We start from the raw sequence: 20,508 nt of genomic DNA, 5'->3' as shown, positions 1-20,508 counted from the left end.
GCTGCTCCCGGAACCTTGAGACGCCAGCCTATTCCATCATCGCCTAGAACGGCAGCCCTACATAGTTCTCCGACAGCGAGGTCGACGCCGCCTTCGAGCTGACGAGGTAGTCGAGTTCGGCGATCTGGATGCGCGCGGCGAATTCGCCCTCGTCGGGGAATTTGTGCAGCATCGAGGTCATCCACCAGGAGAAGCGCACCGCCTTCCAGACCCGCGCCAGCGCCCTGGCCGAATAGCCGTCGAGGCCGGCGGAGGATTTCTCGTCGTAATATTCGCGCAGCGCCTGCGAGAGATAGTGCACGTCGCTGGCCGCGAGGTTCAGGCCCTTGGCGCCGGTCGGCGGCACGATATGCGAGGCGTCGCCGGCCAGGAACATGCGGCCGAACCGCATCGGTTCGGCGACGAAGCTGCGCAGCGGCGCGATGCTCTTTTCGATCGAGGGGCCGGTGATGATCTCATCGGCGGCCTTCTGGTCGAGCCGCCGCTTCAGTTCGTCCCAGAACCGCTCGTCCGACCATTGGTCGACCTGATCGTCGAGCGGGCACTGCACGTAGTAGCGGCTGCGATGGGTCGAGCGCATCGTGCAGAGCGCGAAGCCGCGCTCGTGGTTGTTGTAGATCAGTTCCGGCGCGACCGGCGGCGTTTCCGAGAGGATGCCGAGCCAACCGAACGGATACACCCGCTCATAGCTGGTGATCGCCGAGGCCGGAACGCTGGCCCGGCTGATGCCATGGAAACCGTCGCAGCCGGCGATGAAATCACAGGCGATTTCATGGGCGACGCCGTCCTTGACGTAGCTGACGCGCGGATGATCGGTGTCGAAGTCGTGCGGTTTGACGTCGCCGGCGGAGTAGATCGTGGTCAGGCCCGCGGCCTTGCGGGCGTTCATCAGGTCGAGCGTGACTTCGGTCTGGCCGTAGATCGTGACGGTCTTGCCGGTCGCCGCATGCATGTCGATGCGGTGCCGCGCGCCGCCGAAGGCCAGCTCGACGCCGTGATGCACCAGGCCTTCCTGGTGCAGCCGGGCGCCCGCGCCGACGCTGTCGAGCAATGACACCGTGCCTTCCTCGAGCAGGCCGGCGCGAATCCGCCCCAGCACGTAGTCCGGGGTCTGCCGCTCGAGAATGACGTTGTCTACGCCGAAAGTATGAAGTAGTTGCCCAAGCAACAGTCCGGCCGGACCTGCGCCTATGATTGCTACTTTTGTCCGCAATACCTGCTCCTCCCGATCGGATAGGCTTAAGTCGGGCGCCCCGCGCCGGGCGGACACCGTCAACTTGCCATGGCAACTATATCATATAACAGGTTTGGCAAGGCCGATTTGCCGCGGACTGCTTTCGCCGCATCGCAAGATGCCGGAGCGGCCGGGTGCGACGAGGCGTCCGCCCCGCATATTCCGTCTTGAATATGCGGGCGAATTAGATAACATGTTAAGTAACGAGACCGGGCAAGAAGCCCGCCGTCATGGAGAGGAGGAGGCGTGATGAGGAAAACAGTGCTGGCGCTGCTGATGGCAGCCGCCGTCATACCGGCCGCGGGTCCCGCCATTGGACCTGCCCTGGCGCAGGACAAGACCGTCAATCTCAAGGTGTCGCTCTGGGTGCCGCCGGCGCATCCGCTGGTGCCGGCGACGCAGGCCTGGGCCGCCGACATCGAGAAGGCATCGGGCGGCACCATCAAGGTCACCGTGTTTCCGTCCGAGCAGCTCGGCAAGGCGTTCGACCATTACGACATGGCGCGCGACGGCATCGCCGACGTCACCTATGTCAATCCCGGCTATCAGCCCGGCCGCTTCCCGATCGCGGCTGCGGGCCAGCTCCCGTTCGTGTTCTCGGACGGCAAGAAGGGCACGCTGGCGCTGAACGAATGGTACCACAAATACGCACCGACCGAGATGAAGGACACCAAGCTCTGCTTCGCCTTCATCCATGATCCGGGCGCGCTGCACGGCAAGAAGAAGATCGTGCTGCCGAGCGACCTCTCCGGCGTCAAGGTGCGGCCCGCGCAGAGCACCATCGGCGAGATGGTGAAGATGTTCGGCGGCACCAATGTGCAGGCCTCCGCGCCGGAATCGCGTGACGCGATCGAGCGGGGCGTGGCCGACGAGATCACCTTCCCCTGGGGCTCGATCTTCCTGTTCGGCATCGACAAGGTGGTGAAGTACCACATGGACGTGCCGCTCTATACGACGGTGTTCACCTACAACATCAATCTCGCCAAATACAATTCGATGTCGGACGCCCAGAAGAAGGTGATCGACGATCACTGCACGCCGGAATGGGCCTCCAAGGTCACCGATCCCTGGACCGATTTCGAAGCCAACGGCCGCACCAAGATGAAGGCACTGCAAGGCCACGAGGTCTATCCCCTGACTCCTGATCAGCTCGCCGAGTGGAAGAAGGCGGTCAAGCCGCTGCGCGACAGCTGGGCCGAGGCGGTGAAGAAAGCCGGCGGCGATCCGGAGAAGATCGAGGCCGATCTGCAGGCCACGCTGAAGAAGTACGAGGCGGGGATCTGATCTCGCTCCCCTTTACCTCTCCCCGCTTGCGGGGAGAGGTCGGATCGCATCGTCAGATGCGATCCGGGTGAGGGGGGACAGTTCTCACCGCATTCACTATTCGTGGAAACAGCCCCCTCACCCCGACCCTCTCCCCGCAAGAGCGGGGCGAGGGAGCCAATCGAAGCAGCGCATGACGCAATCTGCCGAAGTCACCCCGGACGGCGCGATCACTGGTCCACCCGAGCCGGTGCGCAAGAATTTCATGGACCGTTTCATCGATTCGATCGAATGGGTCGCGGCCTTCTTCGTCGGCGTCGTAGCGCTCAACACCTTCACCGCGGTGTTCATGCGCAAGTTCTTCGCGGTGACGATCCCTGACTACTACAATTTCGGCCAGTTCCTGCTCGGCATCCTGATCTTCTGGGGCATCGCGGCGACGAGCTATCGCGGCACCCACATCACCGTGGACCTGGTCTGGGCCAATGCCTCACCGCGCTATCAGCGCTGGATCGACATCTTCGCGACGTTGGTGCTGCTGTTCGTAGTGAGCGTGCAGACCTACACGCTGGTCGATAAGGTGATCGACACCAGGAACAGCCATATCGTGACGATGGACCTCGGCGTCCCGGTCTGGCCGTTCTTCCTGGTGTCGTGGATCGGCGACGTCTCGGCCGTGCTGCTTATCGCGATCCGCACCTACCGCCTGATCTTCCATCCGGAAGATATCCACGATGCCAAGATCAAGACGGCGGAGTAGACGGCCATGAGTCTTGACCTCAGTCCCGAGGCCGTCGCCGTCATCGGCTTTGTCTGCCTGTTTGCGCTGATGCTGCTGCGCGTGCCCGTCGGCATGGCGATGGGCCTCGTCGGCATCACCGGCTTCGGCTATCTCACCGGCTTTGCCCCCGCGCTGAAGCTGGTCGGCCAGACCACGATGCGCACGGTGACGGATTATTCGTTCGGCGTGATCCCGATGTTCCTGCTGATGGGCGCTTTCGTGTCCGTCTCGGGCATCAGCCGCGAGCTGTTCCGCGCCGCCAACACCTTCGTCGGCCACTGGAAGGGCGGGCTCGGCATCGCGACCATTGCGGCCTGCGGCGGATTCGCCGCGATCTCGGGCTCGTCGGTCGCTACCGCTGCGACCTTCTCGGCGGTGGCCTATCCCGAGATGCGCCGCTTCGGTTATCCGCAGTCGTTCGCGACCGGCGTGATCGCGGTCGGCGGCACGCTAGGGGCGATGCTGCCGCCGTCCACCGTGCTCGCGGTCTACGGCATCATCACCCAGCAGGATATCGGCAAGCTGTTCATCGCTGGCGTGGTGCCGGGCCTGCTCGCGATCCTGATGCACATGGTCACGATCGGCATCATCGGCGTGACGCGGCCGGGCTTCCTGCCGGCGGGAAAGAAGGCATCGTGGCACGAACGCTTGATGGCGCTGCGCGACGTCTGGTCGCCGCTGCTGCTGTTCCTGTTCGTAATCGGCGGCCTCTATGGTGGCTTCTTTGTCCCGACCGAAGCCGGCGCGGTCGGCGCGGTCGGCGCCTTTATCATCGGCCTCCTCCGTGGCAAGCTGACCAGGGACGGCATCCTGCAATCGCTGCTGCAGGCGACGCGCACCGCGGCTGCCGTGTTCACCGTGCTGATCGGCGCGCTCTGCTTCGGCTATTTCCTGACCATCACCCAGACGCCGCAGCACGTCACCGAATTCCTCACCGGGCTCGGCATCGGACCCTATGGCGTGCTGGCACTGATCCTGATGATGTATCTGGTGCTCGGCTGCCTGATGGACGCGATGGCGATGGTGATCCTCACCGTGCCGATCGTGTTTCCGGTGGTGACCGCGCTCGGCTTCGACCCGATCTGGTTCGGCATCATCATCGTCATGACGGTCGAGCTCGGGTTGATCCATCCGCCGGTCGGCATGAACGTGTTCGTGATCAAGAGCGTGATCAAGGACGTCAACATGTCGACGATCTTCGTCGGCGTGCTGCCGTTCGTGATCACCGACCTGATCCGGCTGGTGATCCTGATCCTGTTCCCGCTGCTCGCGACCTGGCTGCCGCAGCGCATGATAGGCTAGGCGGATGAACCCGGAACTCCACACCAAGTATGTCTTCACCATCACCGCCCGGATCGCGGAAGTGACGTCCGCCGGCGATATCGGCACCGGCGTCCGCCGCATCATTCCGATCATCGGCGGCGACGTGAAAGGCGAGGGGATCAACGGCAAGGTGCTTCCCTTCGGCGCCGACTTCCAGATCATCCGGCCCAATGAGCTTATCGACCTCGAGGCCAAATACGCCTTCGAGACCGACGACGGCGCCGTCGTCTATGTCGAGAACAAGGGAATCCGCTTCGGGCCGGTCGAACTTCTGCAGAAGCTGAAGCGCGGCGAGCCGGTCGATCCGAAGCTGATCTATTTCCGCACCGTGCCGAAATTCGAAACCGGCGCCGAAAAATACCGCTGGCTGATGGAGCGCATCTTCATCGGTTCCGCCGCTCGCCACGCCGACCGCGTCGTGATCGACGTGCATCAGGTGTTGTGAGGCTTTAGGCAGGTTCGTCGCGCCCGCACGAGACGAAAGCAAAGCTCGGACTATTCACGTCGCGAGATTGCGAGGCGTGGCCCACCCACACCGTCATCGCCCGGCTCGACCGGGCGATCCGGTACGCCGCGGCCTCTCGGCGCAAGCACTGCTGCCTCTGGAATACCGGAAACCCGCTTTCGCTGGTGATGACACCGCGTTGTTGGACATCTTGAATCGAGCGCCATTTTCACGTCGTCCTGGCTTCGCCAGGACGACGATCGTGAACCCATATTGACTCCTGCGATGATAGTTATAAAACATAACTATTCTGAACAGGAAACAATAACGCCATGGGAAACGCTGCCGACGCGGGTGACGCCTCGCTGCTCAGGATCGAGACGCGAGGGGCGGTGCTGACCGTCGGGCTGAACCGGCCCGCCAAGCGCAATGCGCTGAACGATGGCATTATCCTGGCGCTGCGGGACTGTTTTTCTGCCATCCCTGAGGAAATCGGCGCGGTGGTCATCCACGGCGTCGGCGACCATTTCTCGTCCGGCCTCGATCTCTCCGAACTCACCGAGCGCGACGCCACCGAGGGGCTGGTGCATTCCCAGATGTGGCACCGCGTGTTCGACCGCATCCAGTATTGCCGAGTGCCTGTCATCGCCGCGCTGAAGGGCGCGGTGATCGGCGGCGGGCTGGAGCTGGCCTGCGCGGCGCATATCCGGGTTGCCGAGCCGTCGGCCTATTTCGCGCTGCCGGAGGGGCAGCGCGGCATCTTCGTCGGCGGCGGCGGGTCGGTGCGGCTGCCGCGCCTGATCGGGGTGCCGCGGATGGCGGACATGATGCTGACCGGCCGGGTCTACTCGGCGACCGAAGGTGCGGCCTACGGCTTCTCGCAATACCTCACCGAAGCAGACGGCGCATTGCCCAAGGCGCTGGAGCTCGCCGAGCGCGTTGCCGCCAACGCGCCGTTGACCAATTTCGCGGTGTTGCAGGCGCTGCCGATGATCGCCGAGGCCAATCCGCAGACCGGCCTCCTGATGGAATCGCTGATGGCGACGGTGGCGCAGAGCGACAAGGAAGCCAAAAAGCGGATCCGCGCCTTTCTGGATCGCAAGACCGCCAAGGTGAAGCCGACATGAGCGTCACGACGTCTGCATCAGCTGCGAATGCGCATCCGCTGCGTCCGATCTCGTTCGGCAATCCCGACGTCACCGTCGAGCGCCGCGCCGACGGCACCATCTATCTCCGTCCCAAGCTCAGGCTCGCCGACTTTCCTGTGCGCCTCACCGACCGGCTGCATCACTGGGCGGCGACCGAGCCGAACCGCGTGTTCATGGCCGAGCGTGCTGCCGATGGCGGCTGGCGCCAGATCACCTACGCGCAGCTGTTCGAGGCCACGCGGCGCATCGCCTCCGCGCTGCTCGCGCGCGGATTGTCGAGCGAGCGGCCGATCGTGATCCTGTCGGGCAATTCGATCGATCACGCGCTGATCGCGCTCGGCGCGCTCTATGCCGGCATTCCGTTCTGCCCGGTCTCGCCGGCCTACTCGCTGGTGTCGCGCGACTATGGCAAGCTCAGCTTCGTCATCAAGCTGCTGACGCCCGGCCTCGTCTTCGTCGACGACGCCGACAGATTCGCCGAAGCACTGCGCGCCAACGTCGGACCCGATGTCGAGATCGCGGCAAGCCGCGGCGCGGTGCCTGGCCGCGACGTGACGCGGCTCGCCGATCTCATGGCGACGCCGGAAGACGGCGGCCTCGACGCGACCCACGCGGCCGTCGGTCCGGATACGATCGCGAAATTCCTGCTGACCTCGGGATCGACGGGCAATCCCAAAGCCGTCATCAATACCCAGCGCATGATCTGCGCCAACCAGGTGATGCTGCGCGAGACGCTGGCGTTCCTCAAGGACGAGCCGCCTGTCATCGTCGACTGGCTGCCGTGGAATCACACCTTCGGCGGCAACCACAATGTCGGGCTGACGCTGTTCAACGGCGGCTCGATGTATCTCGATGAGGGCAAGCCAATGCCCGGCGGCATCGAGGAGACCGTGCGAAACCTGCGCGAGATATCGCCGACGGTCTATTTCAACGTGCCCAAGGGCTATGAATCGCTGCTGCCCTATCTGCGTGACGACGCCGACTTGCGCGCGAAATTCTTCCACCGGCTGCACGCCATGTTCTTCTCCGGCGCCGCGCTGTCGCCATTCGTCTGGAACAGCCTCGACGCGCTCGCGGTGCAGGAGAAGGGCTATCGCGTCCCCATGCTGACCGGGCTCGGCGCCACCGAGACCTCGCCGTTCTTCATGTCGGTACGTCCCGATACCAGCCGCTCCGGCCATGTCGGCCTGCCGGTGTCGGGCAATGACGCGAAGCTGGTGCCCAACAACGGCAAGCTTGAGGTCCGCGCCAGGGGCCCGAACGTGACGCCCGGCTACTGGCGGCAGCCCGAGCTGACCGCCAAGGCGTTCGACGAGGAGGGCTTCTACAAGTTCGGCGATGCGTTGAAGCCCGCCAACCCCGGTGATCTTGATGCCGGCTTTGATTTCGATGGCCGCATCGCCGAGGATTTCAAGCTGGCGAGCGGCACCTGGGTCAGCGTCGGGCCGTTGCGGGCGCGCTTCGTCGGCACCTGCGCGCCGCTGGTGCGCGACGTCGTGATCGCAGGAATCAATCGCGACGAGCTCGCGGCGATCGTGATCCTCGATCTCGATGGCTGCCGCCTGATCAATCCGCAGCTTGCTGGCAACGACATCGCGGCCGCGGCCAACGATCCACTGGTGCGTGCTGCCTTCCGCGAGCGCTTCGCACGTGTGCTAGCGAGCGCCACCGGCTCGTCGAACCGGATCGCGCGGGCAATCCTGCTCGACACGCCGCTGTCGATCGATCGCGGCGAGGTCACCGACAAGGGCTCAATCAACCAGCGCGCGGTGCTGGAGCATCGCACTGAAACAATCGAAGCGCTTTATGCGCCGGTGCCGCCGGCATCGGTGATCACGTCAGTCTGACTCTCGAAGAGGAGCACGTCATGCAATTGAAGGATCAGGCCGCCATCGTCACCGGCGGTGCATCGGGATTGGGCGCGGCGACCGCGCGCCTTCTGGCCGCGCAGGGCGCCAAGGTCGCGGTCTGCGACCTCAACGCCAAGCTTGCCGAGAGCGTCGCGGCCGAGATCGGCGGCATTGCCGTTGTCTGCGACGTCGCCGATGCCGCGGCCGCCGAGGCTGCCGTCGCGGCCGCCGCCAAGGCGCACGGCCCTGCGCGCGTGCTGGTGAATTGCGCCGGCATCGGCGTTGCAAAGCGCGTGATCGGCCGTGAGGGGCCGATGGCGCTCGCCGACTTCGACAAGGTGATCAAGGTCAATCTGATCGGCTCCTTCAACATGCTGCGGCTTGCGACTGCCGAGATGTCGAAGCTCGAACCGCTCGCGACCGGCGAACGCGGCGTCGTGATCTCGACGGCTTCGGTCGCGGCCTATGACGGCCAGATCGGGCAGGCGGCGTATTCGGCCTCGAAGGGCGGCATTGTCGCGATGACCCTGCCGATCGCGCGCGAGCTCGCGCAATTCGGCATCCGCGTGCTGACGATCGCGCCCGGCCTGTTCATGACGCCCTTGCTGGCCGGCCTGCCGCAGGAAGCACAGGACTCGCTCGCTGCCGCGATCCCGTTCCCGCGCCGGCTTGGCCAAGCCGACGAGTTCGCCTCGCTGGCGTTGCACATGATCGACAATCCCTATCTGAACGGCGAAGTGGTGCGGCTCGATGCCGCGCTCCGGATGGCGCCGCGCTGACGCATGATCCGGAGGCGCATGAGGCGCCTCCGGATGGCCCATGCTCACTCGAGGACAAACCATGTTCGTCAACCGGCGTGACGTGCAGATCCAGTGGGGCGATTGCGACCCCGCCAACATCGTCTACTACCCGCGCTACTTCGCGATGTTCGACGACTCGACCTCGATCATGTTCGAAGCGGCCGGTTGCTCGAAGCAGGACCTGGTTCACAAATACGGCCTGGTCGGCATTCCCATGGTCGACACGCGGGCGAAATTTCACATCCCGTCGACCCACGGCGACTGGATTACCATCGAGAGCCGGATCGAGAGCATCAAGCGCTCGAGCTTCGAGGTGGTGCACCGCGTGTTCAAGGGCGAGGCGCTGGCGATCGAGGCGTTCGAGACCAGGGTGCTGGTCGGCCGCCATCCGGACGATCCGGCCCGGCTGAAATCGGCGCCATTCCCGCAGGAGGTCATCGACCGCTTCATGAAGGGCTGACTTGCGACCCCTCATGACTCGACTTTTGGAGCATGATCTTCTCGGAAAACCGGTTTCCACTTTTCCGGATCATGCTCTAAAGAAGGGGCTGAATTGGCCCGCAAAACCGGATTAAACCAAAAAACTTATCCGCAGGGAGGAATGAATGAGGAAGGCCACTCTCGCCGCAGCAGCGCTTGCAGCCGTTATCGCGCTGCCGGGCGCGCCCGCACTGGCGCAGACCAATGAAATCACCATCGGCATCTCGATCTCGACCACCGGCCCCGCCGCGGCGCTCGGCATCCCCGAGCGCAACGCGCTCGATTTCGTGCCGAAGGAGATCGGCGGCGTACCGCTGAAGCTGATCGTGCTCGACGACGCCGGTGATCCGACGGCGGCAACCACCAACACGCGGCGCTTCGTCACCGAGTCCAAGGCCGACATCATCATGGGCTCCTGCATCACGCCGACCACGATCGCCGTGTCGACGGTCGCCAACGAGGCCGGCATCCCGCATCTCGGCCTCGCGCCGTTCCCGATCAACGACGCCCGCGCGAAATGGTCGGTCGACCTGCCGCAGTCGATCCCGATCATGGGCAAGGTGCTCTACGAGCACATGAAGGCGCACAACATCAAGACTGTCGGCTATATCGGCTATTCGGATTCCTACGGCGATCTCTGGGTCAACGACTTCAAGGCGCAGGCCGTGCCGATGGGCCTGACCATGACCGACGAGGAGCGCTTCGCGCGTCCGGATACTTCGGTGGCGGGCCAGGTGCTGAAGCTCGTCGCTGCCAATCCAGACGCCATCCTGGTCGGTGCCTCCGGCACCGCCGCGGCGCTGCCGCAGACCGCGCTGCGCGAGCGCGGCTACAAGGGCCTGATCTACCAGACCCACGGTGCCGCCACGATGGACTTCATCCGCATCGCGGGCGCGTCGGCGGAAGGCGTCATCATGTCGGCTGGTCCGGTCATGTCGCCGGAAACCCAACCGGACAGCGCGCTGACCAAGAAGCCCGGGCTCACGCTGAACGCGGCCTATGAAGCCAAGTATGGCGCCAACAGCCGCAGCCAGTTCGCCGGCCACTCCTACGACGCCTTCGAGGTGCTGAAGCGCATCATCCCGACCGCGCTGAAGACCGCCAAGCCCGGCACGCCGGAATTCCGCGAGGCGATCCGCCAGGCCTTCCTCTCCGAGAAGGAGATCGTCGCGTCCCAGGGCGTCTACAACTGGACCGAAAAGGACCGCTACGGCCTCGACGACCGCTCGCGCATCCTGCTGACGGTCAAGGACGGGAAGTACGTCCCGGCGATGTGAGCCGGTCGCGTTCCCGCGAAATGAACAAGCCGGTCCCGATAGGGGCCGGCTTTTTCGTTAGCCACACGCGTCAGCGACACTAAATCGCGCTCTCGCCCTCGTGCTGGAAGCCGAGATAGCTCGCGGCGACGCCCTTGTTGGCGGCGATGTCCTTGGCCGTGCCTGACAGCGCGAACTCGCCGAGCTCCATCACATAGGCGCGGTCGGCGATCTGCAGTGCGGCCTGGGCGTTCTGCTCGACCAAGAGCACGGAGACGCCGGCTGCGCGAAGCTCGCCGACGATGCGGAAGATGTCGGCGACGATGATCGGCGCGAGGCCGAGGCTCGGCTCGTCGAGCATCAGGAGTTTCGGCGCGCCCATCAGCGCGCGGCCCATCGCCAGCATCTGCTGCTCGCCGCCGGACAGCGTACCTGCGAGCTGTTTGCGGCGCTCCTTGAGCCGCGGAAACAGCGTGTAGACCCGTTCCAGCGAGGTGGCCGCGACCGCCTTCGCGATCCTGAAGGCGCCGAGCTCGAGATTGTCCTCGACATTCATCGTGCCGAACAGCTCGCGATGCTCGGGCACCAGGCTCAGGCCTGTCGCGACGCGGTCCTCGATGTCGAGCGGGGCCATGTCGATGCCGGCAAAGGTGGTGCGGCCCCTCAGCGGCAGCACGCCCATGATGGCGTTCAGCAACGTGGTCTTGCCGGCGCCGTTGGCGCCGATGATGGTGACGATCTCGTTGTCGGCGACGTCGAGCGAGACGCCGCGCACGGCCTCGACCTTGCCGTAGGCAATATGGACGTCGGTCACCGTCAATAGCGCGCTCATGCGGCGGCTCCGAGATAGGCCTTGATCACATCAGGATTGCGCTTGATCGCGGCCGGCGTGCCCTCGGCGATCTTGGTGCCGAAATCGAGCACCACGATGCGGTCGGCGAGATCCATCACGAATCCCATGTCGTGCTCGACCAGCAGCACTGACATGCCGCCGTCGCGCAACTGCCGGAGCAGCGCGGCGAGCCGCTGCTTCTCCATGTGGCGCAGCCCGGCGGCCGGCTCGTCGAGCAGCAGCAGCATCGGATCGACGCACAGCGCACGCGCGATCTCGACGATGCGCTGCTGCCCGAGCGACAGCGAGCCGGCGAGCTGATCGATCTGCTCGGACAGGCCGACGCGCTCGATCTGCCGCGCGGCTTCCGCCAGCAGCTTCGTCTCATCAGCGCGGTCGAGCCGCAGCATGCTGGAGATCGCGCCGGAATTGCCGCGCAGATGCGCGCCGATCGCAACGTTCTCCAGTACGGTCATGTCGGGCACCAGCTTGACGTGCTGGAACGTCCTGCTGACGCCGAGCTTGACCACCTCCTGCGGAGGCGCGTTCGCGACCTCGTTGCCGAGCACGGCGATCTTGCCGCTGGTTGCGGCCAGCACGCCGGTGATCAGGTTGAAGGTCGTGCTCTTGCCGGCGCCGTTGGGACCGATCAGCGCGACGATCTCGCGGGCATTGACGTCGAACGAGACGTCGTTCACCGCGAGCACGCCGCCGAACTGCTTGCGCGCCTTCTCGATGTGCAGCAGCACCGGTGACGATCCCGGTGCCCGCTCGCGGTGCTCCAGTTTCACCGATGTGTCCGGCGTCTTGCGGGTCGGCTTGAACGGCAGCTTCGACATCAGCCAGGGCCAGACGCCCTGCGGCGCGAGCTGGAGCAGCAGCACCAGCATGATGCCGAACACGATGGTCTCGAGCTGGCTCTGACCGCCGAAGATGTAGGGCAAATAGCTCTGCAGCACCTCTTTCAGGATCACGACGATAGCGGCGCCGAGCACGCCGCCCCAGACGTAACCGGCGCCGCCGACCACGGCGATGAACAGATACTCGATGCCTGCCTGTGCGCCGAACGGTGTCGGGTTGGCGGCGCGCTGGAAATGTGCATAGAGCCAGCCGGAGAGGCCGGCCAGAACCGCGGCATAGATGAACACCAGGAGCTTGGCGCGCGGCGTCTGCACGCCGAAGGCTTCGGCCGCGACATGGCCGCGCCGCAACGCGCGGATGGCGCGCCCGGTGCGGGAGTCCAAGAGGTTCATGGTCAATAGCGCCGCGAGCAGCACCGCGACCCAGATCGCGTAGTAGATCGTGTCCGGGCTCAGCATCTTGAACGCGCCGATCGAGAGCGGCGGAATGCCCGAAATGCCGTCGTTGCGGCCGAGGAATTCCAGCTTGCTGAATAGATAGAACAAGCCGATGCCCCAGGCGATGGTGCCGAGCGGCAGGTAGTGGCCTGACAGCCGCACCGTGACGAGGCCGAGCAGCACCGCTGCAATGCCGCTGACCAGCAGCGAGGCCGGCAGCGTCAGCCATGGTGAGACGCCGTAGGCGGTGGTCAGCACCGCGGTGGTGTAGGCGCCGAAGCCGCAGAACGCGGCCTGTCCGAACGAGGTGAGGCCGCCGACGCCAGTCAGCAACACCAGCCCCATCGCGACCAGCGCGGCGAGGCCGATATTGTCGAGCAGCACGATCCAGAACGGCGGGATGCCCGGGAGCAGCGGGATCACCGCCATCACGAGCGCGAAGATGATGAGGGGAAGCCGCTGCGTCATCGCGCTCAGTCCTTCTCTTCTTCGACCTGGGGCGCCGCGAGCGAGCGCAGCACCAGGACGGGAAGGATCAGCGTGAACACGATGACTTCCTTGAAGTTGCTGGCGTAGAACGACGAGAAGGCCTCGACGATGCCGACCACGATGGCCGCGACCGCGGTCAGCGGATAGCTGACCAGGCCGCCGATGATGGCGGCGATGAAGCCCTTCAGGCCGATCAGGAAGCCGGTGTCGTAATAGAGCGTGGTGATCGGTACGATCAGGATGCCGGAGATCGCGCCGATGACGGAGGCGAGCAGGAATGCGATCTGGCCCGACAGCGTGGTGCGGATGCCGACCAGGCGGGCGCCGAGTCGATTGACCGCGGTGGCGCGCAGCGCCTTGCCGGTCTTGGTGTAGCCGAAGAACAGCCACAGGGCGACGATGAAGCCGACCGTCAGGCCGTAGACGGCAAGGCTCTGGCCGGTGAAGCGCAGCGGACCTGCGGTCACCGCGGCATTCGACAGTGCCGGGCCGCGCAGGCCTTCGGCGCCGAAGAACACGAGGCCGAGGCCTTGCAGCGCCAGATGGCAGCCGACCGAGGCGATCAGGAGCACCAGCACCGAGGTGTGCGCGATCGGCTGGAACGCGATGCGGTAGAGGAACAGCCCGATCGCCGCCACGATCAAGAGCGCGAGCGCGATGTTGACGGCGATCGGCGTGTGCGGACTGACCAGCGCATAGACGAGGCCGAGCAACGCGGTGGGAAAGACGATGTTGAGCGCGACCGAGCGGATCACCAGCCGCGCGTGCAGCGCCTTGCGCGCGAAGAACAGGTCGAGTGCGAAGGCGACCAGCCCCATCGCGACCGCAAGCCGCGCGGTGCCGGGCACCTGGCCGGTCGCCAGCATGGCGTAGCTCAGCGCGCCGTAGGTGACGAATTCGCCCTGCGGGATCAGGATCACCCGCGTCACCGCGAACACCAGCACCAGGGCCAGCCCCAGCAGTGCGTAGATCGCGCCATTGGTGATGCCGTCCTGCAGCAGGAACAGCATGATCGTCGTGTTCAAGGCCCAGCGCTCCCCCTCAAGCGTCGGGCCGCCACAGCCGGCTGCGCCGGTCGGGTCGGCCGATATCGGCTGTTGATAGCCGCCGATATTAGATATGGCGTATAACAATTATTAGATATAATCTCAAGGTCCCCGAGTGTCCCGCGGGGTTTTGTACCGGGATTGCGAGCCTGGAGCGATGACTGTTTCCAAGACCGCCTCCGATGCCGTCCGTTCGTCGCGCGCGCTGCGCAGGGAACCCGTCGATCCTGCCGGGGACGACAGCATGCTGCAACTGGGCGAACTGTCCGGGTTGCTCGGCTATTCGCTCAAGCGCGCGCAGCTCAGGGTATTCGAGGACTTCCTGCGCTGCGTCGCGCCGCTGCAGCTGACGCCGGCGCAATTCTCGGTGCTGCTCTTGCTCGACAAGAATCCGGGCCGCAACCAGACCGAGATCGCCAATACGCTCGGCATCCTCAGGCCGAATTTCGTCGCCATGCTGGACGCGCTGGAGAGCCGCGACCTTTGCGCGCGGATGCGCTCGACCAACGACCGCCGCTCCCACATCCTGGTCCTGACCGACCGGGGCCGCGCCGTGCTGGCGCGCGCCAAGAAGCTGGTCGCCAACAAGCACGAGGCGCGGCTGATCGAGGTGCTCGGCCCGGCCAATCACGCTGCGCTGCTGGAGATGCTGGCCAAGCTCGCGCAGGAGTTTTGAGCGCCTGGCCACGGGCCTTCCACATCATTGCGAGCCAACGGGTCGCGCGTACGCGCGCCCGATGACAGGCTCCGCGAAGCAATCCATCGTGCGGCGTACGCGGGCGTAATGATTGCTTCGTCGCTACGCTCCGCGCATTGACGAGGCGAGGGCGGAGCGTCAATCCACCAAAATCACCCTGACATCGTTGACGTTGGTCAGCGTCGGCCCGGTCAGCAGCAAATCCCCGGTCTGCGCGAAGAACCCCGTGGCATCGTTATTCTCGAGATAGGCCTTGGGATCGAGGCCGAGCGATTTCATCTTCGCGAAGGTCGCCTGGTCGATCACCGCGCCTGCGGGGTCGCTCGCGCTGCCGGCGCCGCCATCGGCCCCATCGGTGTCGGCGGCGAGCGCAGAGACGTCGGGTGTGTCCTTGAGCAGGTCGGCCAGCGCCAGCGCGTATTCCTGGTTGGGGCCGCCGCGGCCGTTGCCGCGTACGGTCACCGTGAGCTCGCCGCCGGATATGATCGCAACGCGTTTGCCCTCGCTGCGCGCCTTGAGCGCAAGCCGTGCGTGCGCGGCCGCGACCTCGCGCGCCTCGCCTTCGAGATCGGCGCCGAGCGCGATCGTCTCGTAGCCGGCGTCCTGCGCGACCTTCACCGCGGCGTCGATCGAGGCCTTCGGCTTCGCCAGCAGTTCGAATGTCGCCCGCGCAAAGGCGGGATCGCCGGGCTTGCAGCTCTCATTCCTGGGATCGTCGAGCGCGAGGCGCACTGCGTCATCGACGGAGAGATTGTATTTGGCGACCAAAGCGCGGGCATCCGCCAGCGTGGTCGGATCCGGCACAGTCGGTCCCGAGGCAATTGCGGAGGGATCGTCATGCGGCACGTCCGAGATCGCCAGCGTGACGATTTCGGCGGCGCGCTGGCCGGCGCGTGCCAGCCGCCCGCCCTTGATCCGCGACAGGTGCTTGCGGACGATGTTCATCTCGCCGATCGGCGCGCCCGATCGCAGCAGCGCGCGGTTGACCTGCTGCTTCTGGGCAAAGCTGACGCCCTCGACCGGCGCGATCCAGTTTGCCGAGCCGCCGCCGGTCAGCAGCACCAGCAGCAGGTCGTCGGGCGTGGCTTCCGCTGCCAGCCGCAGCGTATCGTCGGCCGCGCGCAGGCCGGCTTCATCGGGCACGGGGTGGCCGGCCTCGACCACCTTGATGCGGCGGGTCGGCACGCCGTGGCCGTGGCGGGTGGTGGCGATGCCGACCAGCCGCTGTGGCTCAAGGCCGAGTGTGTCGAGATAGTGCCGCTCCGCCGCCGCGGCCATGGCGCCGGCGCCCTTGCCGGCCGCGAGGCAGATCACGCGGCCCTTCGGTGCCGGCCGCAGCCGCGACGCCAGCACGACATCGGGATGCGCAGCCGCCACCGCGGCATCGAAAATCGAACGCAGGAAGGGACGACGGTCGGTCATGGCTGTACCTTTGTGAGACGGATCAGTTGCCGCCAGTTTCGCCGCTGATGACGTCGCCGAACAATTGCCAGCGCTCGCCCTTGAACTGCATCAGCTGTAGTTGCTCGATCGGCTGGAAGTCGTTGGGCCCGGTCGACAGCGTCACGCCGGGCAGCAGGCCGCCCTGCGCAAACTGCTTCAGGCTCGCCGCCTGCTTCATCACATTGGCGCGGGTGAGGTCGTCGCCGCAGCGGCGCAGCACCTCGACCATGGTGGTCGCCATGTTGTAGCCGGTCATCGCCGAGGCATCGACGCGGTTGGTGTCGGGCATGTATTTGGCGAGCAGCTCGTCGAACGCCTTCATGCCGGCGTCGTCCTTCCACTGCGGATCGCTGGCGTCCTTGGCGTAGGCCGCCGAGATCACGCCCTGCGCATTGTCGAGCCCGGCCGGGCGCATCACCGTCGCGGTGGAGGCCGAGACGTTGGACACGATGGTCACCGGCTTCCAGTTCATCTCGCCGAGCTTCTTGATCGCCTGGGCGCCGAACTTCGGCGTGGTGAAGAAGATGATGACGTCGGGGTTGGAGGACTTCAGCCGCACCACATGGGAATCGATGGTGGGTTCGGCGACCTCGTAGCTCTCCTTGGCGGCGATCCGGGCGGGATCGCCGGCGAAGCCGTCTTCCAGGCCCTTCAGGTAGTCCTTGCCCATATCGTCGTTCTGGTAGAGCACCGCGACCTTGGCCGTGGGCTTCTCCTTGAGCAGGTATTTCGCGTAGATTCGCGACTCGCTCTGGTAGCTCGGCAGCCAGCCCATGGTCCACGGGAAGGTCTTCGGGTCGTTCCACTTGGTGGCGCCGGTCGCGACGAACAGCTGCGGCACCTTCTTGGCGTTGAGATATTTCTGGATCGCGGTGTTGGAGGCGGTGCCGAGCGTGCCGAACAGGAACAGCACCTCATCGCTCTCGACCAGCTTGCGGGCCTGCTCGACGGCCTTCGGCGGCGAATAGGCATCGTCATAGGAGACGAAGTTGATCTTGCGGCCGTTGATGCCGCCGTCGTCGTTCACCTTCTTGAACACCGCCGCCATCGCCTTGCCGACCACGCCATAGGCCGACGCCGGGCCGCTATAGGGCACGATATTGCCGATCTTGATCTCGGTATCGCTCGCTCCGGTGTCGTATTTCTTCTGCGCCAGCGCGGCGCTGCCGCTTGCCGCGAGCAGGGCCAGGCCGAAGAGGGCGGTCGCGGCACGGTGAAGGACGGGCATGGACAATTTGCGGATCTCCTGTTCTTGCGCGCCCAGCGGGGGCGCTCGGCTTCTTGTTGGCTCTGCCGCCTCGATACCTAGCGTATCGTCCGCCGAAGTGTAAACGGCCCGTGTCCTTCGGTTTTCCGGATAGAGCGATGGCGAACGAAAGGCAAAGAAAAACCCCTGCGATCGGGTCGCAGGGGCCAGATTTTTCACGATGCGGGAAAGTTCTCAGCCGCCGACGTCGGCGCTGATGACGTCGCCGAACAGTTCCCATTTTTCGCCCTTGAACTTCATCAGCTGCAGCTGGCTGATCGGGGCGAAATCGTTCGGAGCGGTATTGATCTTGACTCCGGGCAGCAGCACTTCGGTGCGGAAGTCCTGCAGGCTCGCGGCCTGCTTCATGATGTTCTCGCGCGTGAGGTTGTCGCCGCACTGCTTGAGCACCTGGACCAGCGTCTGCGCCACGCCGAAGCCGACCACGGTGCCACCGTCGAGCTTGTCGCCCTCGGGGAAGTCCTTGGCCATGAAAGCGTAGAATTCCTTCATGCCGGGATCGTTGTCCCACTGCTTGTCGGAGGCGTCCTTCAGATAAGCGGCGGAGATGATGTCCTGCGCGTTCTCGTAGCCGGCCGGCTTGATCACGCTGCCGACCGAGGCCGACACATTGTTGAGGAAGTGCGTCGGCTTCCAGCCGATCTCGGCGACCTTCTTGATCGCCTGCGCCGCGAATTTCGGCGTCGCAATGTTGACGAACACGTCGGCGTTGCTGGCCTTCAGCTTGACGATGTTGCTGTCGATGGTCGGCTGGGAGGTCTCGAAGCTCTCCTCGGCGACGATCATGCTGGCGGCCTTCTGGCCGAGGCCGTCCTTCAGACCCTTCAGGTAGTCCTTGCCGTAATCGTCATTCTGATAGAGCACCGCGATCTTGGCGTTCGGCATGTTCTTCAGGATGTATTTTGCGTAGATCTGGGTCTCGCTCTGGTAGTTGGGCTGCCAGCCCATGGTCCAGGGGAAGTCCTTCGGGTCGTTCCACTTGGTGGCGCCGGTGGCGACGAACAGCTGCGGCACCTTCTTGGAGTTCATGTATTTCTGGATCGCCGAGTTCGACGGCGTGCCGAGCGAGTTGAAGATCAGCAGCACCTCGTCGCTTTCGACCAGCTTGCGGGCCTGCTCCACGGCCTTCGGCGGCGAGTAGGCGTCGTCATAGGAGATGAAGTTGATCTTGCGGCCGTTGATGCCGCCGGCGTCGTTGATCTTCTTGAAATAGGCGGCCTCGGTGCGGCCGATGATGCCGTAGGCGGAGGCGGGTCCGCTGTAGGGCATGATGTTGCCGATCTTGATCTCGGTATCGCTCGCGCCGGTGTCGTATTTCTTCTGTGCCAGCGCAGCGCTGCCCGATGTCGCGACGAGCGCGAGCGCGGCCCCGAGGACCGCAAGTCTGGTGGTAACGGACATCTATATTTCTCTCCCTGTTGTCAGACGAATGTGTCGCGGCCCCCTGTTTCGGGGGCTCTCTTGTTATTCGGTGAAAATACCATCTTAGCCGGGCCGTCTCAATGAAAAGCCCCTGCGACAACGCCGCAGGGGCCGCGTCTTTAGTCGACAATTCGGGGTTAACCGCCGACGTCGCCGCTCAAAATTTCACCAAAGCGATCCCAGGTCTCGCCCTTGAAGCGCATCAGTTGCAGTTGCGAAAGCGGCGCGAAGTCGGTTGCCGAGGTGTTGACCTTGACGCCCGGCAGCAACCCGTCGAGCTCGAGGTCGCGGATGCTGGCGGCCTGCTTCATGATGTTCTCGCGCGTCAGATTGTCGCCGCACGCCCGCAGCACGTGCTCGAGGCCCTGCGCAACGGTGTAGGCGTACATCACCGACGCGTCGGCGCGGTTTGCGTCAGGATAGTACTTATCGAGGAATTTGTTCCAGGCGATCATTCCCTTGTCGGTCTTCCACTGCGGATCGGTCGGGTCCTTGATGTACTGCGACGAGATGATGCCCTGGGCGGCCTCGAAGCCGGCCGGCTTGATCACGCTGCCGATCGATGACGAGACGTTGTTGAGGAAGTGCAGCGGATGCCAGTCGAGCTCGGCGTTCTTCTTGATCGCCTGCGCCGCGAATTTCGGCGTCGTGATGTTGAAGAACACGTCGGCGCCGGAGGCTTTGAGCCTGACGATGTGGGAATCGATGGTCGGCTCCGTCACCTCGTAACTGTCCTCGGCGACGATCATCGACGCCGCCTTGCTGCCGAGCCCGTCCTTGAAGCCCTTCAGATAGTCCTTGCCGTAATCGTCGTTCTGGTAGAGCACGGCGATCTTCGCGTTCGGCTTGTTCTTCAGGATGTACTTCGCATAGATGATCGACTCGCTCTGGTAGTTGGGCTGCCAGCCCATCGTCCAGGGAAACTCCTTCGGGTCGTTCCATTTGGTGGCGCCGGTCGCGACGAACAGTTGCGGCACCTTCTTCTGGTTCATGTATTTCTGGATCGCCGAGTTCGGCGGCGTGCCGAGCGGATTGAAGATCATCAGCACTTCGTCGCTCTCGACCAGCTTGCGCGCCTGCTCGACGGTCTTCGGCGGCGTGTAGGCGTCGTCGTAGCTGATGAAGGTGATCTTGCGGCCGTTGATGCCGCCCTCGGCGTTGATCTTGCGGAAATAGGCGTCCTCGGTCTTGCCGATCACGCCATAGGCGGACGCCGCGCCGCTATAGGGCATGATGTTGCCGATCTTGATTTCGGTGTCGCTGGCGCCGGTGTCGTATTTCTTCTGGGCAAGCGCCGTGCTGCAGGATGCGGAGACGAGCGCGAGCGCAACGGCAGTTGCCGCCAGATGTCGTATTGCAGACATGCGGTTTCTCTCCCTGATAGCAGATGATGTGTCGCGGCCCCCTGTTTCGAGGGCTCATTGTTGTCTGCGA

At 64.7% G+C, this 20,508-nt stretch carries 18 protein-coding genes; 10 read left to right on the top strand and 8 right to left on the bottom strand.

Annotated features, from left to right (window positions below):
- Window positions 1–43 precede the first annotated feature (43 nt).
- A complete protein-coding gene (pobA, locus tag CK489_RS05105) occupies window positions 44–1,213 on the bottom strand; it encodes a 4-hydroxybenzoate 3-monooxygenase (protein ID WP_095731512.1) in 1,170 nt (389 codons plus the stop codon).
- 270 nt (window positions 1,214–1,483) lie between these two features.
- On the opposite strand from pobA, the gene CK489_RS05100 reads away from it, so the two are divergent.
- From CK489_RS05100 to CK489_RS05060, 9 genes are all read left to right on the top strand, one after another.
- Window positions 1,484–2,518 (top strand): TRAP transporter substrate-binding protein, encoded by a 1,035-nt coding sequence (locus CK489_RS05100; RefSeq protein ID WP_050629561.1) that lies wholly within the window; start codon window positions 1,484–1,486, stop codon window positions 2,516–2,518.
- A gap of 229 nt (window positions 2,519–2,747) precedes the next feature.
- On the top strand, window positions 2,748–3,257 hold the full coding sequence (locus CK489_RS05095) for a TRAP transporter small permease (RefSeq protein WP_035652977.1): 510 nt from the start codon (window positions 2,748–2,750) through the stop codon (window positions 3,255–3,257).
- Window positions 3,258–3,263: 6 nt separating this feature from the next.
- Window positions 3,264–4,580, top strand: a complete 1,317-nt coding sequence (locus tag CK489_RS05090) for a TRAP transporter large permease (protein WP_095731511.1) — start codon at window positions 3,264–3,266, stop codon at window positions 4,578–4,580.
- Between the two features lie 4 nt (window positions 4,581–4,584).
- Window positions 4,585–5,046, top strand: a complete 462-nt coding sequence (locus tag CK489_RS05085) for a DUF3237 domain-containing protein (protein ID WP_095731510.1) — start codon at window positions 4,585–4,587, stop codon at window positions 5,044–5,046.
- A 332-nt stretch (window positions 5,047–5,378) separates the two neighbouring features.
- Complete coding sequence (locus tag CK489_RS05080) at window positions 5,379–6,173, top strand: crotonase/enoyl-CoA hydratase family protein (RefSeq protein ID WP_050629564.1); 795 nt, start codon at window positions 5,379–5,381, stop codon at window positions 6,171–6,173.
- Window positions 6,170–8,041 carry a feruloyl-CoA synthase gene (locus tag CK489_RS05075; protein ID WP_095731509.1) on the top strand — a complete coding sequence of 624 codons (1,872 nt, stop codon included), beginning with the start codon at window positions 6,170–6,172 and terminating at the stop codon, window positions 8,039–8,041. The genes CK489_RS05080 and CK489_RS05075 overlap by 4 nt, the downstream gene beginning before the upstream one ends.
- A 20-nt stretch (window positions 8,042–8,061) precedes the next feature.
- On the top strand, window positions 8,062–8,823 hold the full coding sequence (locus CK489_RS05070; RefSeq protein ID WP_095731508.1) for an SDR family NAD(P)-dependent oxidoreductase: 762 nt from the start codon (window positions 8,062–8,064) through the stop codon (window positions 8,821–8,823).
- 61 nt (window positions 8,824–8,884) lie between these two features.
- Entirely contained in the window at window positions 8,885–9,304 is a 420-nt protein-coding gene (locus tag CK489_RS05065; RefSeq protein ID WP_095731507.1) for an acyl-CoA thioesterase, read from the top strand.
- A gap of 145 nt (window positions 9,305–9,449) precedes the next feature.
- Window positions 9,450–10,601 carry an ABC transporter substrate-binding protein gene (locus CK489_RS05060; RefSeq protein ID WP_095731506.1) on the top strand — a complete coding sequence of 384 codons (1,152 nt, stop codon included), beginning with the start codon at window positions 9,450–9,452 and terminating at the stop codon, window positions 10,599–10,601.
- Window positions 10,602–10,680: 79 nt separating this feature from the next.
- On the opposite strand, the gene CK489_RS05055 is transcribed toward CK489_RS05060, so the two are convergent.
- The 3 genes from CK489_RS05055 to CK489_RS05045 are packed head-to-tail and all read right to left on the bottom strand — an operon-like array spanning window position 10,681 to window position 14,224.
- Window positions 10,681–11,412 carry an ABC transporter ATP-binding protein gene (locus CK489_RS05055; protein WP_095731505.1) on the bottom strand — a complete coding sequence of 244 codons (732 nt, stop codon included), beginning with the start codon at window positions 11,410–11,412 and terminating at the stop codon, window positions 10,681–10,683.
- The gene (locus CK489_RS05050) at window positions 11,409–13,178 is read right to left on the bottom strand and encodes a branched-chain amino acid ABC transporter ATP-binding protein/permease (RefSeq protein WP_095731504.1); all 1,770 of its coding nucleotides are present in this window, start codon (window positions 13,176–13,178) and stop codon (window positions 11,409–11,411) included. Before CK489_RS05050 ends, CK489_RS05055 begins: the two co-directional genes overlap by 4 nt.
- Window positions 13,179–13,183: 5 nt before the next feature.
- Complete coding sequence (locus tag CK489_RS05045) at window positions 13,184–14,224, bottom strand: branched-chain amino acid ABC transporter permease (RefSeq protein ID WP_050629570.1); 1,041 nt, start codon at window positions 14,222–14,224, stop codon at window positions 13,184–13,186.
- Between the two features lie 178 nt (window positions 14,225–14,402).
- On the opposite strand from CK489_RS05045, the gene CK489_RS05040 reads away from it, so the two are divergent.
- Entirely contained in the window at window positions 14,403–14,921 is a 519-nt protein-coding gene (locus CK489_RS05040; RefSeq protein ID WP_050629571.1) for a MarR family winged helix-turn-helix transcriptional regulator, read from the top strand.
- Window positions 14,922–15,080: 159 nt separating this feature from the next.
- Here CK489_RS05040 and CK489_RS05035 read toward each other — a convergent pair whose 3' ends face one another.
- The 4 genes from CK489_RS05035 to CK489_RS05020 all read right to left on the bottom strand — a co-directional run bounded on the left by CK489_RS05035 (window position 15,081) and on the right by CK489_RS05020 (window position 20,438).
- Entirely contained in the window at window positions 15,081–16,364 is a 1,284-nt protein-coding gene (locus CK489_RS05035) for a glycerate kinase type-2 family protein (RefSeq protein WP_095731503.1), read from the bottom strand.
- Window positions 16,365–16,386: 22 nt separating this feature from the next.
- The gene (locus CK489_RS05030; protein ID WP_095731502.1) at window positions 16,387–17,613 is read right to left on the bottom strand and encodes an ABC transporter substrate-binding protein; all 1,227 of its coding nucleotides are present in this window, start codon (window positions 17,611–17,613) and stop codon (window positions 16,387–16,389) included.
- A gap of 213 nt (window positions 17,614–17,826) precedes the next feature.
- A complete protein-coding gene (locus CK489_RS05025) occupies window positions 17,827–19,053 on the bottom strand; it encodes an ABC transporter substrate-binding protein (protein ID WP_050629574.1) in 1,227 nt (408 codons plus the stop codon).
- 158 nt (window positions 19,054–19,211) lie between these two features.
- The gene (locus tag CK489_RS05020; RefSeq protein ID WP_050629575.1) at window positions 19,212–20,438 is read right to left on the bottom strand and encodes an ABC transporter substrate-binding protein; all 1,227 of its coding nucleotides are present in this window, start codon (window positions 20,436–20,438) and stop codon (window positions 19,212–19,214) included.
- Between the last annotated feature and the right edge of the window lie 70 nt (window positions 20,439–20,508).

Source organism: Bradyrhizobium sp. UFLA03-84 (assembly GCF_002289535.1).
In the GTDB taxonomy this organism is placed as follows: domain Bacteria; phylum Pseudomonadota; class Alphaproteobacteria; order Rhizobiales; family Xanthobacteraceae; genus Bradyrhizobium; species Bradyrhizobium viridifuturi.
This window is presented reverse-complemented; position numbering and strand designations above follow the sequence as displayed.

Excerpts from the sequence above, each read along its gene's own strand:
- CK489_RS05080 (WP_050629564.1), top strand. The coding sequence starts at position 5,379 with ATGGGAAACGCTGCCGACGCGGGTGACGCCTCGCTGCTCAGGATCGAG.
- CK489_RS05065 (WP_095731507.1), top strand. The coding sequence starts at position 8,885 with ATGTTCGTCAACCGGCGTGACGTGCAGATCCAGTGGGGCGATTGCGAC.
- CK489_RS05035 (WP_095731503.1), bottom strand. The coding sequence starts at position 16,364 with ATGACCGACCGTCGTCCCTTCCTGCGTTCGATTTTCGATGCCGCGGTG.
- CK489_RS05055 (WP_095731505.1), bottom strand. The coding sequence starts at position 11,412 with ATGAGCGCGCTATTGACGGTGACCGACGTCCATATTGCCTACGGCAAG.
- CK489_RS05050 (WP_095731504.1), bottom strand. The coding sequence starts at position 13,178 with ATGACGCAGCGGCTTCCCCTCATCATCTTCGCGCTCGTGATGGCGGTG.
- CK489_RS05030 (WP_095731502.1), bottom strand. The coding sequence starts at position 17,613 with ATGCCCGTCCTTCACCGTGCCGCGACCGCCCTCTTCGGCCTGGCCCTG.
- CK489_RS05100 (WP_050629561.1), top strand. The coding sequence starts at position 1,484 with ATGAGGAAAACAGTGCTGGCGCTGCTGATGGCAGCCGCCGTCATACCG.
- CK489_RS05020 (WP_050629575.1), bottom strand. The coding sequence starts at position 20,438 with ATGTCTGCAATACGACATCTGGCGGCAACTGCCGTTGCGCTCGCGCTC.
- CK489_RS05025 (WP_050629574.1), bottom strand. The coding sequence starts at position 19,053 with ATGTCCGTTACCACCAGACTTGCGGTCCTCGGGGCCGCGCTCGCGCTC.
- CK489_RS05060 (WP_095731506.1), top strand. The coding sequence starts at position 9,450 with ATGAGGAAGGCCACTCTCGCCGCAGCAGCGCTTGCAGCCGTTATCGCG.
- CK489_RS05075 (WP_095731509.1), top strand. The coding sequence starts at position 6,170 with ATGAGCGTCACGACGTCTGCATCAGCTGCGAATGCGCATCCGCTGCGT.
- CK489_RS05070 (WP_095731508.1), top strand. The coding sequence starts at position 8,062 with ATGCAATTGAAGGATCAGGCCGCCATCGTCACCGGCGGTGCATCGGGA.
- CK489_RS05090 (WP_095731511.1), top strand. The coding sequence starts at position 3,264 with ATGAGTCTTGACCTCAGTCCCGAGGCCGTCGCCGTCATCGGCTTTGTC.
- CK489_RS05085 (WP_095731510.1), top strand. The coding sequence starts at position 4,585 with ATGAACCCGGAACTCCACACCAAGTATGTCTTCACCATCACCGCCCGG.
- CK489_RS05040 (WP_050629571.1), top strand. The coding sequence starts at position 14,403 with ATGACTGTTTCCAAGACCGCCTCCGATGCCGTCCGTTCGTCGCGCGCG.